Below are 17,559 nucleotides of genomic sequence, written 5' to 3'. Positions count from 1 at the left end.
TCCAATAGAATCCCCAATAGTTTTCATATATTTTCCACATAAAAGTATGAGAATTTTTCCCAGAAAAAATTACAGTATTACTGTTTTGTTACAAAAAAATCACGTTTCATTACATCTTTTACCAAAATTCATCATTCTCCAACTATTAACCTACTTTTTTGTAATAAAAAAGGAACAACTCCTATTAGCTGTCCCTTTTATCATTTATTTAACTTTCTTTTTCCAAACACCTATCATAACCGCTGAAACAATCGTTCCAATTAATATAGAGAAAATATATAGCAACGGTTTATTTACTAATGCGATAACAAACAACCCACCATGCGGTGCTGGTAATGTAATTTGGAATAACATAGATGACGCACCCGCAATACTTGAACCAACAACACAACTTACAATAACTCGAATCGGATCTGCAGCTGCAAATGGAATCGCGCCTTCTGTAATAAACGACGCTCCCATAATATAATTTGTTAAACCAGATTTACGTTCTGCTTCAGTAAACTTTGATTTAAAGAAAGTAGTTGCGAATGCAATCGCTAATGGTGGTACCATACCACCAGCCATAACGGCAGAGTGCACGCCAAAGTTCTGCGCTTCTATTGCAGCAATACCAAATGTAAATGCAGCTTTGTTAATTGGACCACCCATATCAATTGCCATCATACCACCTAATATAAGACCTAGTAATATAGCATTTGTACCGTTCAAACCATTTAACCAGCCTGTTAACACTTCATTCAATGCTACTACAGGCGGAATTACTACTTTTTGCATAACAACTCCTGTAATCAACAATCCAAAGACCGGATATAACAATACAGGTTTAATTCCTTCTAACTGTGCTGGTAATCCTGAAAACAATCTTTTCAATCCTAAAACAACATACCCAGCTAAGAAACCAGCAATTAATCCCCCTAAAAATCCAGCATTCGCATGTGCTGCTAAAAATCCACCGACAACACCAGGCATAAAACCAGGACGATCAGCAATAGAACTCGCAATAAATCCAGCTAAAATTGGTACGAGGAATAAAAACGCCCCTGTTTTTCCTCCACCAATAGACATTAACAATTCAGCTAATGGTCCTTCTGCTTTTATACCACCAACCCAAAATGCTAGTGCAATTAAAATTCCTCCACCAACAACGAATGGAAGCATATTACTTACACCGTTCATTAAATGCTTATAGATTCCTAATCCTTTTTCTTTCTCAACACTTTCTATCTTCCCGTTCTCTTTGACGCCTTTAAAGATTGGTGCATCTTGTTTTACAGCACGATTAAGAAGTACTTCCGTTTTTCTAATTCCATCAGAGACTGGCACTTGAATGACATGCTTCCCAGCAAAACGGTTCATTTCTACTTGTTTATCTGCTGCTACGATAATAGCTGTTGCTCGTTCAATGTCCTCTTTCGTTAAACCATTTTTTATACCTGTTGATCCGTTCGTCTCAACTTTAATTGCTATTCCTAACTCTGCTGCTTTTGCTTTCAAGCTATCCGCAGCCATATATGTGTGAGCGATTCCAGTTGGGCATGCGGTAACTGCTAATACGTACGGTTCATTTCCTTCTGGTTTTGCAACTTCAATGTCAGCTTCTTCTTTTTCATTCTCTTTTTCATCAAATAAACGAAGTAGCTCCTCTTCATCCTTTGCTTCTAATAATTGCTTACGAAACCCTTCATCCATTAATAATGTGGAAAGACGAGACAACGTTTCTAAATGCGTATTATTCGCGCCTTCACTTGCAGCAATCATAAAGAATAAATGTGCAGGCTGTCCGTCAAGTGATTCATAGTTGATACCGCTTACACTTCTACCAAAACAAATCGCCGGTTGCTTAACGGCATTCGTCTTCGCATGAGGTATAGCAATACCTTCACCAATTCCAGTTGTACTTTGTAACTCCCGCTTTAAAATAGCTTCTTTGAATTCGTCTTTACTATTTAAACGATTTGCCCCATTTAATTTCTCAACTAATTCATCTATGACAGCTTCTTTATTTGAAGCTGTCAAATTCATAATGACTGTATCCCTTTTTAATAGTTCTGTAATTTTCATATGTTGCTTCCCCCTATCGCTTAGCTACAATTACTTGCGACAATAATTCTTCTACCTTTTCCTTCGCACATAAATCTGCCGAGAATGCTGTTGCACTCCCTGTTGCAACACCATATTGAAATGCCTTTTCAATATCCTTTGTCTGTTCGTATTTACCTACAAACCCTGCAACGAGAGAATCTCCTGCCCCAACCGAATTAATTACAACACCTTTCGGAACAGTTGCTTCATATATAGCTTCCGCCGTAAATAATAAAGCTCCATCTCCTGCCATTGATACGATAACGTGCTCTACACCTTGTTCGATTAATTTTCTTCCATACGGTAAAATATCTTCTACTGTTGAAATCTCTACTCCGAATAACTCACCAAGTTCATGATGATTAGGCTTTATTAAAAACGGCTTATTTTTAATTACATGCTGCAGTGCACTACCGCTTGCATCTACCACTACACGAATACCTTTTTCCGCTCCAAACTCTGCGATTGATTCATAAAATGTATTTGGAATAGAAGAAGGTACACTTCCAGCTAATACAACACTATCTCCAGGCTTAATACTTTCAATTTTTTTCATTAATTGCTCAAATTGCTCATTTGTCACACTAGGACCTTGCCCGTTTAATTCTGTCTCTTCTTGACCTTTTATTTTCACATTAATTCGGGAATCTCCGTCTACTTGAACGAAGTTTGTTTTTACACCTTCCGCCTGTAATACATCTTTAATAAATTGACCAGTAAATCCACCAGTAAATCCAAGCGCTACATTTTCAACACCTAAACGATGAAGAACGCGAGAAACATTAATCCCTTTTCCTCCAGGAAACTTCATATCTTTCTCCGCTCGATTTACTGCGCCTAAATCGAAGGAATTAACTTGTACTACATAATCAATAGATGGGTTTAAAGTAACTGTATAGATCATTGTTTATCAGCCTCAATTACATTGGTTTGTCTTTTATATTTTTCTAAATCAATTTCTAAATGGTTTGTAATAATATTTGCCTCTTCAACATTGGCAATTTTCGCAAACGCAACTTCTGAAAACTTACTTTCATCAATTAAGAAATATCCTTCGTTTGCTAATGTTAATGCCATTTGTTTTAAAAGTGCCTCTTCTGGATCTGGAGTTGTAAAACCAAGCTGTTCATGTACACCATTCGCTCCTAAAAAACATTTATCAAAGCGATACTTCTGCATACTTTCCTGTGCCATAGCACCAATTAAAGCTTTCGTCCTACTCTTCATCATCCCGCCTAGTAAATACGCACGAATATTATTTTCAACTAAAGCTTCAATATGCATAAGTCCATTCGTAACGACTGTAACGTCTTTATTTATTAAAAATGGAATCATTTCAAATGTTGTACTTCCTGCATCTAAATAAATACAATCACCTTGTTCAGCAATGTTAGCTGCATACTTCGCAATTTGTTGTTTTATTTGAATGTTTTTGGATGATTTTTCAACCATCGTTGGCTCTTGCCCTTTTCCTGTTAAAACAGCAGCGCCACCATGAACTCTTTTTAGTAACCTTTGCTTTTCCAATTGTGCTAAATCGCGACGAATTGTTGATTCAGAGCTTTCTGTTCTTTCCACTAATTGTTGTAATTTAACAACCTTCTGCTCTTTTACAAGTTGCAATATCATTTGATGACGTTCAGGAGTTAACATTTTATTCACCTCTTCTTTGATTACAGTATAATGAAAACGATCACAAAAATCAACCATAAACATTCATTAATAATCAAAAACAATCAAAACCAGTTATAAACAACAAAAAGAAACCCATTTGATATAGCAATCAAATGGGTTTCTTTGCTCGATTCACTTATAAAGAAGCTTTATATATATTCAAAACATCATCTTTATTTAATTTTTTAAAGTTACCAAATTCACCATAAGCCATCGCTTTATCCGCCATTAAATCAATTTCATTTTCTCCAATAGCATAATCCGCTAATGTTACCGGCGCTTCAATTGAAGTCCAAAATTGACGTAACGCCTCAATTCCTTCTAACGCTACTTCTCGATCAGTCTTTCCATCTGTGTCTACATTAAATACGCGAATAGCGAACTGTTTAAAACGACTTACATTTTCGTCTACAACATGCTTCATCCAGTTCGGGAATAGAATTGCTAAACCGCCTCCATGCGGTATATCGTGAACAGCTGAAACTGCATGTTCAATATTATGAGTTGCCCAGTCTCCTTTTACTCCCATCGCTAAAATGCCGTTTAACGCCATAGTACCGCAATATAAAATGGTTTCTCTATGCTCATAATTTTCTAGATCACTTAAAAGCTTAGGAGCTGTCTCAATTACTGTTTTTAAAACAGATTCACAATAACGATCTTGTAATTCTGTATTTGTTCCATGATGGAAATATTGCTCTAATACATGTGACATAATATCTACCATACCGTAAATTGTTTGATCTTTCGGTACAGACGCAGTATGAACTGGATCTAAAATCGAAAACTGTGGGAAAGTAACCGGGCTACCCCAGCCATATTTTTCATTCGTTTTCCAGTTTGTAATTACAGAACCAGCATTCATTTCAGATCCTGTTGCCGCAAGAGTAAGCACAGTACCAAATGGTAATGCCTCACTAGCAAATGCTTTTTTCGTTACAATATCCCATACATCTCCATCGTACTTACTACCAGCCGCAATCGCCTTCGTACAGTCGATTACACTTCCTCCGCCAACTGCTAAAATAAATTCAACACCATTATCTTTACAAATTTGAATCCCTTTCTTTACAGTTGATACACGAGGATTCGGTTCAACGCCTGTCAATTCAAATACTTCTGCATTTATATCTTTTAAAATAGAAAGTACATTATCATAAATACCATTTCTTTTAATACTGCCTCCCCCATATACGAGAAGAACCTTTTTACCGAGCTGTGGAATTTCAGCTTTTAACTGTTCTAATTGACCTTTACCAAAAATAAGTTTTGTCGGATTACGAAATACAAAATTTTGCATATACCTTTACCATCCCTTCTATATAAAAAGCAACTATACTTTTGTATACCACAATTTTTTCATTTCACAAAAATATTTGCCTAATAAAAAAATCCCAGCCTACAGGCTGGGATTTTTTTATTGATAATAAGGTGAGATCATTAAGTAAACAATAACACCAGATAAACTTACATATAACCAAATCGGCATCGTCCAACGTACAATTTTACGGTGACGTGTTAATTGATTTGTAAAACCAAATACAAGTGCAAACAATGCAAGCGGTACAATAATTGCTGCAAGGATAATATGTGTAATTAAAATGATGAAATACACATATTTAATGAATCCTTCTCCGCCAAAATGTGTTGCTGGCGCCAAGTAGTGATACGATAAATAAGAAACACAAAATAGCAACGTCGTTGTAAATGCTGCTAGGATGAAACCACGGTGCATTTTCACATTCTTCTTAATAATAGAGTATAAAGCTGCTAATAAGAATACGAACGTAAAGCTATTAAAAATTGCATTTAACATTGGTAAAATTGTTACATCAAAATGTACTTCTCCTTCATAGCCAACAGGTCCAAAGAACAAAAATAAAATAATCGCATTTACAATTACAGAAAGCGTTATCACAATAGGAGCATAGCTTTTCTGATTCGTTGATTGATCCACCAAAATGGTCACTCCTCTTCCTTCAAATATGTATACGTAACCTCACTATTTTAACATATTATTCACAGTGTAAATGTGACAATAGTTTGACACAGTAAGACAGAGCAAAGAAAAAAATCCTTCTTAATAAAACTTCTTAAGAAGGATTTTATCGCTTTATTATTTAAATAGCAATGTAATTAGTTTTTGTTGAAAAACGTATTGCTATATGCTTGAAAAATTTCAGACACTTGATATCCCATTAAAGAAATTGCTGTTAATGAAAAGAAACCAATCATAAGAAATCGAAACCACATATAAATCTCCTCCTTGTATTTAGCTTATAAAGCAGTCGCTATATTACAAGTTGAGTGGCACTCTTCATCGTCACTTTCCTTCTTCTTTACAATTGCTGTTATAAATCGAATCATAAAGAAAATCACAAAAGGAAATTGTTCGTAATTTACCTTGGCATAGTTCAGCAACGGCTCGCGCTGCACATCGAACGGAGATGAGAAGGAATAGAACATACCTTGCTCTTCCATATATACAATTACAATTTTCATACAAAATACTATTCCTAGAAACGAAACAATATCTTGCCATTCTGTCGTATATAAAAAGTTATACAGCTCCAATACGTACTCTTCCATCATCATCCCCCCTTCCTTTTTTACCATTTTGCTCGCCTTCGTATAAAAAGTCAAGAAAAAAGTTTATATTCACTATGACAATAGTAATTACTTGTTTCTATGATTATATATGATTCTTTTATAGCAATGATTGGGTGTAACTCTCTTCCAAAACAATAAATTAGAATTGAACGGGCTCTTTATCCTCACTTTTAGGATTCAAAACCGAACTATTTCTATTTCTATTAAAAATAAAATAAGAAACTATAATAAGAACAGTAACAAGCATCGTTAAAAGTGCTTGTGAACGTAAAGATTCAATTGCAACCATTGCAACTAAAACTGCTATAATAGCGGCAATTGTAACATACGTTACATACGGGAAAAGCCACATTTTCACTTTCAAATTTTGTTGTTCTACTTTCCCCATTTTTTTACGTATCTTTAAATGTGAAACTGCTATAACGAGATAAACTAGTAACGCAATCCCACCAGATGCATTCACTAAAAATAAAAAGACTTTATCTGGGGATATGTAACTAAAAACAACTCCAATATAAGCAAAGAACGTTCCAAATAAAACTGCCCGAACTGGAACACCACTACTGTTCAATTTTAAAAATGCCTTTGGAGCATCTCCTCTTTCTGCCATCGAAAAAAGCATTCTTGAGTTTGTATATAAACCTGAATTCAAGCAAGAAAGTACAGCTGTTAAAACGATAAAATTCATAATTTGCGCTGCCGCTGGTATTCCTATATGTTCAAGTACCGCTACAAACGGACTTTTTAATATGTTTGCTGAATTCCATGGAAGAAGTGTAACAACTACTGCGATAGATCCAATAAAAAATACAAGAATACGCCAAATTACACTATTTGTTGCTGTTTTTACTGCTTTTACAGGTTCGGCAGATTCACCAGCCGCTACTGCAACAATCTCTGACCCCATAAATGAAAATATAACGACGGTGATTCCAAGCAGCACCGAACTGATACCATTTGGCATAAATCCCCCTTTCCCTACTAAATTTGAAGTGCCAGGTGCTTCCGTTCCTGGTACAAATCCTAAAATCACAGCAAGACCAAGGCATAGGAACAAAACAATACTTATTACTTTAATAAATGAAAACCAATATTCAAATTCTCCAAATGATTTCACCGAGAAAACATTCGTCAACGTTAATAAAATCGTTAATAGTAAGCTTAATAACCAGAGCGGGATTTCTGGAATCCAGTATTGAATAATACCAGCACCTGCTGTAGCTTCTATTGCAATAACAATTACCCAGAAAAACCAATATAGCCACCCAATTGTATAACCTGCCCATGGACCAATTGCTTCTCTTGCATATGTTGCAAATGAACCACTTGTCGGATTAATAGCTGCCATTTCCCCCAGCATTCTCATAACGAAAATAACTAGAAGTCCTGCTAATGCATATGAAACGATAGAACCTGGCCCTGCTGAATGCACAACCGCACCACTTCCGACAAACAAACCAGCTCCTATTACGCCGCCAATTGAGATCATTGTAATGTGGCGTATTTTGAGATCTTTCTTAAGATTTTTATCCAACTCTTGTACATCCCCTTCCAAACTTGATTTTGAAATTTATGTAAGAGTATTATGCGAAAAATCTTGTCCTACACTTTAAAATATATCAAAATATTCTGAATTTAACAATTGCAATACAAGCTCCTACAGAAATTATTACATTAGGTTTAATAATTTTCCATACACAATTGTTGAGAAAATTATACTCGCCTTACAAAAGAAAGAATTTTTAGATATCATTAAAGGAACAAGATTATACATCTAGACAACTTTTTGTATAGGAGTGTTGATATGTTAAACAAGTTCAAATTCATTTGTTGTATTTTAGTAATTTTCTTACTGCTACCGCTAGCTCCCTTCCAAACAAAAGCAGCAAACAATTTAGGGTCAAAATTACTCGTTGGATATTGGCATAACTTTGATAACGGTACTGGCATTATTAAATTAAAAGATGTTTCACCAAAATGGGATGTAATAAATGTATCTTTCGGTGAAACTGGTGGTGATCGTTCCACTGTTGAATTTTCCCCTGTGTATGGTACAGATGCAGAATTCAAATCTGATATTTCCTATTTAAAAAGTAAAGGAAAAAAAGTAGTTCTTTCAATAGGTGGACAAAATGGGGTCGTTTTACTTCCTGACAATGCTGCTAAACAACGTTTTATTAATTCCATACAATCTCTAATCGATAAATACGGTTTTGATGGAATAGATATTGACCTTGAATCAGGTATTTACTTAAACGGTAATGACACTAATTTTAAAAACCCAACAACTCCTCAAATCGTGAATCTTATCTCAGCAATTCGAACGATTTCAGACCATTACGGTCCAGATTTCCTATTAAGCATGGCCCCTGAAACAGCTTATGTTCAAGGCGGTTTTAGCGCGTATGGAAGCATATGGGGTGCATATTTACCGATTATTTACGGAGTGCAAGACAAACTAACATACATTCACGTTCAACACTACAACGCTGGCAGCGGCATTGGAATGGACGGTAATAACTACAATCAAGGTACTGCAGACTACGAGGTCGCTATGGCAGATATGCTCTTACATGGTTTTCCTGTAGGTGGTAATGCAAATAACATTTTCCCAGCTCTTCGTTCGGATCAAGTCATGATCGGACTTCCTGCAGCACCAGCGGCCGCTCCAAGTGGCGGATATATTTCTCCAACTGAAATGAAAAAAGCTTTAGATTATATCATTAGAGGAATTCCTTTCGGAGGAAAGTATAAACTTTCAAGTCAGAGTGGCTACCCTGCATTCCGCGGCTTAATGTCTTGGTCCATTAATTGGGATGCAAAAAACAACTTTGAATTCTCTAGTAACTATAGAACATATTTTGATAGTCTTTCCTTGCAAAAATAATAAAAAACAACAATAGGTTTTATATGACCTATTGTTGTTTTTTAGTTATGTAAATTACTTTTTCACCTCTACATGATGAAGAAATTCTTTTCCATTTCTTGAATAACTATTCACAAGACTTAAAAGCAACTTCCCACCAACCAACATCGCACGTTCATCAAAATCGAATTGAGGATGATGGTGTGGATATGTTGCCCCTATTTCTTCATTACCGGCACCTGTGAAGAAAAATGCTCCTGGAACATGTTCTAAGTAGTATGCAAAATCTTCTCCGCCCATAATAGGTGGTACTTCCATGACCCTTTCTTTGCCAAGATCGTGTTCCGCAACCGTCATAAAATGACGTGTTTCAGCTACATGATTTATTAATATTGGATAGCCTCGTTTATATTGAATATTAACTTCAGCATGAAGGGACTGACAAATCCCCTCAACAACTCGTCTAAATTCCTCCTCCATATATTCTCTCACTTCAGGATCTAACGTTCGAATGGTTCCTGTAAACGTAGCAGTATCCGCAATAATATTATCCGCTTGACCAGCATGGAACGTACCAACTGTTAATACCGCAGATTGAAGCGGATCTATTTTTCGACTCACTAAAAGTTGCAACTGATTAATCACTTGTGTTGCAACGATAATAGCATCAACAGTATGATGCGGCATACCGCCGTGACCGCCTTGCCCTTGAATCTTCACTTCAAAAGTATCAGCTGCCGCCATCATTACTCCAGCTTTCGCTCCAACAATTCCTAAAGGCATCTGAGAAGATAAATGTGTCCCAAAAACAACATCTACTCCTTCTAAACAACCATCCTCAATCATGGCAATTGCTCCGCCAGGCTCTTTCTCTTCTGCATGTTGATGAATAAGGACTATTTTTCCTGAAAGTTGGTCTCTGTTATCACTTAATATTTTTGCAACTCCTAAAAGTGTTGCTGTATGTCCATCATGGCCACAAGCGTGCATTACGCCAGGAACCTTTGATTTATATGAAACTTTCTTTTCATCTTGAATAGGTAGTGCATCAAAATCAGCACGTATCGCTATCGTCTTCCCAGGTCTTCCGCCTTCAATTACGCCGATTACCCCTCTTCCCCCAACATCTGTTTTCACATCAATATGAAAACTTTTTAAGATTTCAGCTATTTTTTTCGGTGTTTCTATTTCTTGAAACGATAGCTCTGGGTATTGATGAAAATCTCTTCGCCACGAAACCATTTGGTTATATATACTTTCCAATTCTTTATGCCATGTTTCTATCATAGAAATGCCCCTTTCTTTTTTAACACTTTAAATAAAAGTTACATAATATTCTGTATTTAATCAATAAAAAAGAAAACTTTCTCTGAAAATCCTCTTACTATTCTAGTAATAGTCTAGTTACTATTTTGCTTCAACACAAATACTGAAAGCTCAGGTACACTCCAAAATCTAACAGGCGTTCGGGTTGTCCCAATACCACGATTTACGTATAAATGTAACAGCTTATTCTTCCCTTCTAACTCATACATACCCTCAACATAGCTCTCAGCTAATTTTGTAGTAATTAAAGGACCTACAAAAGGAATCTGAACTTGTCCTCCATGACTATGTCCTGACATTTGAAAATCGACTGGATAACGAGATACTTTATCTACAACATCCGGCTCATGTATTAACAGCATATTGAAATCTTGTTGTCTTAAGTTTTTTAAAGTCGAGTCTATTTGTGGCTTCCCTAATAAAAAATCATCCAAACCTGATATTGTAATATACTTGCCGTTTTCCGCTTTAATTTTCTGCACTTCATTTACTAACACAGAAAAACCAGCTTCCTCCATATACTTTTTGTAAAATAAACTACCGCCCCCACCTCTATCATGATTCCCAAACACAGCATATTTTCCTAGGGGAGCTTTAATTTTCTGCAAAATAATCTTTGCTTCTTCTCTTTCCTCACTATAGGATCCAAACTTATCTATTAAATCTCCTGTGAAAACTACTATATCTGGATGTAATTCATTCATCTTCTCCACCAAATTTTCTAGTTGTTTCAATGTAAAATCTGGTCCTAAATGTACATCTGAGAACTGCAATATTTTTTTATTATTAAACTCTTTAGGAATTGTAGGAGCTTCTATTTCATTCCACGTAACTGTTACTAGTCTTCTTTCTATTTCTGTCGCATAGAAATACAAACTTACTGGTATCATTAATATACTTATGAAACTAATAATAAATATTTTTACGATTGATTTTTTTTGTTCTTTTTTTACATGATGCGTATTCATGTTTTCACCTCTAAAATCACTTTAAAGCCTTATTGTTACATTAATGTGACAACATGAACAATGTTCGTTATATCCAATTTTATCTACACTCACTTTGACAAATTTATACAGAAGTCATAACATATTTTTATAATACATAGATTCTTTAAAATGTTTCTTCTATTCATTCCATCATTCTATTAAGGAGAGGTTATTCATGTCTGTATTTACACCAGAAGAAATTACGGAACTTGCTGCTAATTCTGGAAGAAAAAAAGCTCATTTATCATTGCTCCCTATGCTAATTCTCGGTTTTTTTGGTGGTGCTTTCATAGCATTAGGATATTTACTTGATATCCATGTTATCGGAACAATCCCAAAATCTTGGGGATCATTTACTAGTTTTCTAGGTGCTGCCGTATTCCCTATCGGTCTTATACTCGTTATCCTTGCAGGCGGTGAATTAGTAACTGGCAATATGATGACCGTTTCAATGGCTTGGCTTCACAAAAAAATCGACTTATTTCACTTCATACGAAATTTAGTTATTGTTACGTTTAGCAACTTCATAGGTGCTGTATTCGTCGCTTATTTTTTCGGTCATATCGTCGGCTTAACGGAGGGAGCTTTTTTAGCAAAAACAGTTTCTATTGCACAAGCTAAACTACAAGATACACCACTGCAAGCCTTCATTTCTGCAATCGGGTGTAATTGGCTCGTTTGTTTAGCTGTTTGGCTCAGTATGGGAAGTAAAGAATTTATCGGAAAGATTGTCGGTATTTGGTTCCCAGTTATGACTTTTGTTGCGATTGGATTTCAACACGTTGTAGCCAATATGTTCGTCATCCCAGCTGCAATTTTTGCTGGTCATTTAACTTGGATTGAATATTTTCCAAACTTCATTTTTGTTTTCTTCGGAAACTTAGTAGGGGGTATGTTATTTGTAGCATTACCTTATTTCATATCTTATAATAAGAAACTACCTTCCAATAAAGAGCAAACTGCATTAAAGAAAAAATCTGTATCCGCTTAAATTGAATGTCTATAAAGTGATCCTAAAAAATATTACAAATTTCATTTTTTTTGCGAATATATGTGCGTACACTTGTTCTCGAATGTTTTATACGTTATAATAACAACTTAAATAGCATTATTTACATATGAGGTGAAAAACATGAATAAAACAGAATTAATTAAAAACGTAGCACAAAACGCTGAGATTTCTCAAAAAGAAGCTACTGTAGTTGTACAAACTGTAGTAGAATCAATCACTAACACTTTAGCTGCTGGTGAAAAAGTACAACTTATCGGATTCGGTACATTTGAAGTTCGTGAAAGAGCTGCTCGTACAGGCCGTAACCCACAAACTGGTGAAGAAATGCAAATCGCAGCTTCTAAAGTACCTGCTTTCAAAGCTGGTAAAGAGCTTAAAGAAGCTGTAAAATAATGAAAAAATAGCCTTCTCGTTTATGAGAAGGCTATTTTTTTCATTACATAATTAATAAAAATTTGACCATTATGCTGCTTTTTTTGTTCCTTTAAGCAAATATAACCGTTTCTTTCAAAGAAAGGTTTTGCTGTAATACTCACCTCAGTATATATCTCCTTATGCTGTAATTTCACTGCTTCTTTTTCTAACTTCTGTAGTATATAAGAAGCTATGCCTTTTCCTTGATAACCTTTATGTGTAAATAAGCGATCTAAGTAATGCTCATCATTATAATCCCCAAATCCCACTATTACTCCTTTATAATCGGCAACATAACAAATATTCTTTTCTAAAGACTCTAACCATCTTTCTCTATCTAGTCGATCTGGTGCCCATGCCTGTAGCTGTAACACGTTATAATCTTTTGCATTAACCGTATGAACTGTTTCATAGAACAACTGTAATACTTGGTCTAAATCCTCTTTCTGGAATGTTCTAATTATAATATCCTTCAACATATGTAAATCTCCTTATCAAACTAACACTTAGTTTTTCTACTATCTACAATTCAATATTTTTGCTTTATTATATCTTTTTATTTTCTATATGAACAAAAACAATACTTTGAATAAGTATTGTTTTTGTAAAAATCATATACAATTATTTAATGAGCTTTTTAAGATTTTAATTTAACTCTTTGCAATCGTAATGCATTTAATACGACCGATACAGAACTAAATGCCATCGCCGCTCCTGCAACCCAAGGTGCTAAGAAACCAAGCGCCGCAATCGGGATTCCTAAGCCGTTATAAGCTAGTGCCCAGAATAAATTTTGTTTAATATTTCTTATCGTCATCTTACTCATAAAGATCGCATCAGCAATACTATTTAAATCACCACGGATTAACGTAATATCCGCTGCTTCCATCGCTACATCCGTTCCTGTTCCAATTGCCATACCGATATCCGCCGTAGCAAGAGCAGGAGCATCATTTATTCCATCTCCAACCATCGCTACTTTCTTACCTTGCGCTTGCAGTTTTTTCACTTCTTCTGCTTTTCCTTCTGGTAATACTTCTGCAATTACGTGATCAATACCAACTTGCTTAGCAATTGCCTGCGCAGTTTGTGTATTATCTCCTGTAATCATAACAACGTCTAGACCCATTTTCTTAAGTCTTGCGATAGCTGCTTTTGAAGTATCTTTTACAGTATCTGCAACAGCAACAATTCCAGCATAGTCCTTATCTATCGCAATAAGCATTGCTGTTTTCCCTTCTCGTTCTAGCTCTTCCATCGATTTAGAAACTTCTTCAATATCAATATCGAATTTCTTCATTAATCGGCGTGTACCAATTAATAATTGTTTCCCTTCTACAACTGATTCGATACCGAATCCCGGAATTGCTTCAAACGTTTCTGAACTTGGGATATCAATTTTCTTTTCTTTAATTCCTTCTACAATCGCTTCTGCAAGTGGATGTTCAGAATTTTTTTCTGCCGCACCTACTAAACGTAGTATTTCTTCTTCGTGGAATCCATCTGCTACAAGTACATCTGTTAACACCGGCTTCCCATTTGTCACAGTACCTGTTTTATCTAGAATAACTGTATCTAATCGATGCGTTGCTTCTAAATGCTCTCCACCTTTAAATAAAATACCATACTCAGCTGACCTTCCTGATCCAGCCATAATAGATGTAGGTGTCGCAAGACCTAATGCACATGGACAAGCGATAACAAGTACGGCTATCATTTTCTCAAGCGCTCCACCAAAATCACCTGGTGTAACAAATAGCATCCACACTGCAAATGTGATAATAGCAATCACAACTACAACCGGTACGAAAATACCTGAAATTTGATCCGCTACCCTTTGAATAGGAGCTTTCGATCCTTGAGCTTCTTCTACTACTTTAATGATTTGAGCTAATGCAGTATCTCTACCTACCTTAGTAGCCTTAACTTTTAAAAATCCATTTTTATTCATTGTAGAACCGATTACTACATCCCCAATTGTTTTATCAACTGGAATACTCTCGCCTGTCAACATCGATTCATCAATCGCTGACTTTCCTTCTACAATCTCACCATCTACTGGTATTTTTTCACCAGGCTTTACATAAACGATATCACCAGCTACTACTTCTTCGATTAAAATTTTCATTTCCGTTCCATCTCGCACAACTGTAGCTGTCTTCGCTTGTAAACCCATCAACTTTTTAATTGCTTCTGATGAACGTCCTTTTGCTTTTGCTTCAAATAATTTACCTAAAATAATTAACGTAATAAGTACTGCGCTCGTTTCAAAATACAAGTCTGTCATATGTTCCGAAGAACCAATTGATTGAATACTTAAATACACACTGTAGAAATACGCTGCAGACGTTCCAAGTGCCACGAGAACATCCATATTAGCGCTTTTATTACGTAACGCTTTATAAGCCCCAACATAAAACTGCCCACCAATGATAAACTGAACCGGAGTTGCAAGAGCTAGCTGCACCCAAGGGTTCATAAGCACATCAGGTAAATAAATAAACGATGTAAATGAGAAGTGACTTACCATTGCCCACAATAACGGGAATGATAAAATAAACGAAATGATAAACTTCTTCTTTTGTCGCTCAATTTCTTGTAAGCGATGATCAGTTGATCCATCTTTCTCATCTGATTTCACTTCCAATTTATATCCTAATTTCGTAATTGCACTCTTCATTTCATTTACATTAATTTCATCAGGATTAAAATCTACTGTAGCCGATTCCAAAGCGAAATTTACTGTCGCTCCGTTCACACCTTCTAACTTATTTAAACGCTTTTCTACTCTATTCGCACATGCTGCGCATGTCATCCCTGAAACAGTAAATTCAGCTTTATCACTTACAATTCCATATCCTAACGATTCAACTTTTTCCTTAAATTGTTGTGGATTTGTTTTTTGGGGATCATACATTATTTTTGTTTTTTCAAGTGCAAAATTTACATTTGCATCATGAACACCTTCTACTTTTTTCAGGCCTTTTTCAATTCTATTTGCACATGCCGCACATGTCATTCCTGATATTTGAAGATTGGCCTCTCTTTGCTCATTCATGTCTCTCACCTCTATATACCCTTATGAGGTATAATTATTAGCAAAATAAATCGTACTTCCTATAAAGTACGATTTATTTCCATATCTAAAAATAATTATTGAACATCGTATCCTTGATCTTCAATTACAGCAACGATATCTTTTAACGTTACAACTGATGAGTCGATCGTAACTTCAACAGTTCCTTCTGCTAATTGAACTTTCACTTGTTCAACACCGTTTAGTTCTTTCACGCTGCCTTCGATAGAATTTACACAATGTCCACAAGACATACCTTCAACTTGTAATGTTAACTGTTCCATTTAAAATCCTCCTCTTGTTTCTTCATTGTTTGTTAATCATAACCACATCTTACCATACCCCCCTAAGGTAATCAATGGTTTTGTATCATGATTTTTCAATTATTTTCTAAAAATTTATTTTACACACACTTTTTCACATCAATACCTCGAAATCCTATATAGAGGTAAACAAAAAAACAAGCCAGTTACATACTAGCTTGTTTTTACGCTTTTGAAAAACGTTCAAATACTGTCATTAATTCTTCAATTGCTTCATCACCATTGCCATCTTTAATAGCACCTGAAACACAATGACTTGTATGGTTTTTTAATACACCCATTCCTACTTTTTTCATCGCTGCATTAATTGCTGAAATTTGCACTAAAATATCCACGCAATAACGATCATTTTCAATCATATTTTGAATACCGCGGACTTGTCCTTCAATTCTCTTTAATCTATTTATAATTTGTTCTTTTTCTTTTTCTGATCTATGTGTTACTGCTTCATGCTCTTTATGATCCATATTATCACCTTCTCAAAGTTTCTCTTCATCCAATAAAACAATTACTTTTACGAGTATACCAATTATAGCATTAAATATCTACGTATGATACCCCATATGAGTATATTTCCTCTTTATGATTATTCTTAACACATTATTAGCTTCTCAGTCCCAATTATCATTATACCCTTCTCTTTTTCTCAAAAAAGCATTACATCTCCCATCAAAACTCAATAAAGTGAAACTTTAATCAGATGGGGTTTTGTCCATCCCCCTCTGATTATTAGCCCTCACCAATTTTGGCTTTTACGGGCAGTTAATCTCCCAAATAACTTCCTTACATATGCCGAATTTTGAGGTAGGATTCCTACTGCCCACAAATAGCGAGATAAAATGAAACAATAATAAGCGGGGATTGTCCATTCCTCACTTATTATTCGCCCACAAATATAAAAGCCTCAATCTTCGCACATTTAAATTGAGGCTTTTTTCTTCCTATATATAATTATTGCTGGTCACATACTTTTGTATCATTCACTACTGAAGTTCCTTCAACGGTTACCGTATGAAAACAGTCATTTACTCGAACTGTCACAACATTATCTTGCCGATCAATGATATGATATTCATCAAAATTTTTATTCAAAGCACTGCGAATTTGTTCTCCTTCATAAATTGGAATGCCATGTGATAAAACCCAAATAAGCCCAGCGATAGCAAGAATAGTTTTCATACGAT

General features: G+C 35.3%; 17 protein-coding genes. 3 read left to right on the top strand and 14 right to left on the bottom strand.

Features of this window, described 5'->3' with window-relative positions:
* Positions 1-204: 204 nt before the first annotated feature.
* From SJY24_RS11990 to gabP, 7 genes are all read right to left on the bottom strand, one after another.
* Positions 205-2,064, bottom strand: coding sequence for a PTS fructose transporter subunit IIABC (locus SJY24_RS11990; protein WP_377864768.1), 1,860 nt, complete (start codon positions 2,062-2,064; stop codon positions 205-207).
* Between the two features lie 13 nt (positions 2,065-2,077).
* A complete protein-coding gene (gene pfkB / locus SJY24_RS11985) occupies positions 2,078-2,989 on the bottom strand; it encodes a 1-phosphofructokinase (RefSeq protein ID WP_377864767.1) in 912 nt (303 codons plus the stop codon).
* Positions 2,986-3,738 (bottom strand): DeoR/GlpR family DNA-binding transcription regulator, encoded by a 753-nt coding sequence (locus tag SJY24_RS11980; RefSeq protein ID WP_377864766.1) that lies wholly within the window; start codon positions 3,736-3,738, stop codon positions 2,986-2,988. Before SJY24_RS11980 ends, pfkB begins: the two co-directional genes overlap by 4 nt.
* 157 nt (positions 3,739-3,895) lie before the next feature.
* Entirely contained in the window at positions 3,896-5,059 is a 1,164-nt protein-coding gene (locus SJY24_RS11975) for an iron-containing alcohol dehydrogenase (protein ID WP_377864765.1), read from the bottom strand.
* Positions 5,060-5,176: 117 nt separating this feature from the next.
* Positions 5,177-5,719 (bottom strand): DUF420 domain-containing protein, encoded by a 543-nt coding sequence (locus SJY24_RS11970; protein ID WP_000228316.1) that lies wholly within the window; start codon positions 5,717-5,719, stop codon positions 5,177-5,179.
* 317 nt (positions 5,720-6,036) lie between these two features.
* Positions 6,037-6,375 (bottom strand): hypothetical protein, encoded by a 339-nt coding sequence (locus SJY24_RS11965; protein WP_377864763.1) that lies wholly within the window; start codon positions 6,373-6,375, stop codon positions 6,037-6,039.
* 133 nt (positions 6,376-6,508) lie between these two features.
* The gene (gabP, locus tag SJY24_RS11960; protein ID WP_377864762.1) at positions 6,509-7,903 is read right to left on the bottom strand and encodes a GABA permease; all 1,395 of its coding nucleotides are present in this window, start codon (positions 7,901-7,903) and stop codon (positions 6,509-6,511) included.
* A 270-nt stretch (positions 7,904-8,173) separates the two neighbouring features.
* Here gabP and SJY24_RS11955 point away from each other — a divergent pair, with 270 nt between their 5' ends.
* On the top strand, positions 8,174-9,256 hold the full coding sequence (locus SJY24_RS11955; protein WP_377864761.1) for a chitinase: 1,083 nt from the start codon (positions 8,174-8,176) through the stop codon (positions 9,254-9,256).
* Between the two features lie 54 nt (positions 9,257-9,310).
* Here SJY24_RS11955 and SJY24_RS11950 read toward each other — a convergent pair whose 3' ends face one another.
* Positions 9,311-10,522, bottom strand: a complete 1,212-nt coding sequence (locus SJY24_RS11950; protein ID WP_377864760.1) for a M20 metallopeptidase family protein — start codon at positions 10,520-10,522, stop codon at positions 9,311-9,313.
* 113 nt (positions 10,523-10,635) lie between these two features.
* The gene (locus tag SJY24_RS11945) at positions 10,636-11,529 is read right to left on the bottom strand and encodes a metallophosphoesterase (protein ID WP_377864759.1); all 894 of its coding nucleotides are present in this window, start codon (positions 11,527-11,529) and stop codon (positions 10,636-10,638) included.
* Between the two features lie 196 nt (positions 11,530-11,725).
* Between SJY24_RS11945 and SJY24_RS11940 the strand changes: the two genes are divergently transcribed.
* Both SJY24_RS11940 and SJY24_RS11935 read left to right on the top strand, forming a co-directional pair.
* Positions 11,726-12,541 carry a formate/nitrite transporter family protein gene (locus tag SJY24_RS11940; protein ID WP_377864758.1) on the top strand — a complete coding sequence of 272 codons (816 nt, stop codon included), beginning with the start codon at positions 11,726-11,728 and terminating at the stop codon, positions 12,539-12,541.
* A 141-nt stretch (positions 12,542-12,682) separates the two neighbouring features.
* The gene (locus tag SJY24_RS11935; RefSeq protein WP_001043904.1) at positions 12,683-12,955 is read left to right on the top strand and encodes an HU family DNA-binding protein; all 273 of its coding nucleotides are present in this window, start codon (positions 12,683-12,685) and stop codon (positions 12,953-12,955) included.
* Positions 12,956-12,975: 20 nt separating this feature from the next.
* On the opposite strand, the gene SJY24_RS11930 is transcribed toward SJY24_RS11935, so the two are convergent.
* The 5 genes from SJY24_RS11930 to SJY24_RS11910 form a co-directional block, all read right to left on the bottom strand.
* Complete coding sequence (locus tag SJY24_RS11930; RefSeq protein ID WP_377864757.1) at positions 12,976-13,455, bottom strand: GNAT family N-acetyltransferase; 480 nt, start codon at positions 13,453-13,455, stop codon at positions 12,976-12,978.
* Between the two features lie 158 nt (positions 13,456-13,613).
* On the bottom strand, positions 13,614-16,034 hold the full coding sequence (locus tag SJY24_RS11925; RefSeq protein WP_377864756.1) for a heavy metal translocating P-type ATPase: 2,421 nt from the start codon (positions 16,032-16,034) through the stop codon (positions 13,614-13,616).
* 95 nt (positions 16,035-16,129) lie between these two features.
* Positions 16,130-16,336 (bottom strand): copper chaperone CopZ, encoded by a 207-nt coding sequence (gene copZ, locus SJY24_RS11920; RefSeq protein WP_098500705.1) that lies wholly within the window; start codon positions 16,334-16,336, stop codon positions 16,130-16,132.
* A 203-nt stretch (positions 16,337-16,539) separates the two neighbouring features.
* The gene (locus tag SJY24_RS11915; protein ID WP_000349636.1) at positions 16,540-16,842 is read right to left on the bottom strand and encodes a metal-sensing transcriptional repressor; all 303 of its coding nucleotides are present in this window, start codon (positions 16,840-16,842) and stop codon (positions 16,540-16,542) included.
* A 484-nt stretch (positions 16,843-17,326) separates the two neighbouring features.
* Entirely contained in the window at positions 17,327-17,554 is a 228-nt protein-coding gene (locus tag SJY24_RS11910; protein ID WP_377864754.1) for a hypothetical protein, read from the bottom strand.
* Positions 17,555-17,559: the final 5 nt, after the last annotated feature.

The organism is Bacillus sp. R86525 (assembly GCF_042466195.1).
In the GTDB taxonomy this organism is placed as follows: Bacteria; Bacillota; Bacilli; order Bacillales; family Bacillaceae_G; genus Bacillus_A; species Bacillus_A nitratireducens.
The sequence above is the reverse complement of the archived record's forward strand: the minus strand, read 5'-3'. Positions and strand labels throughout refer to the sequence as shown.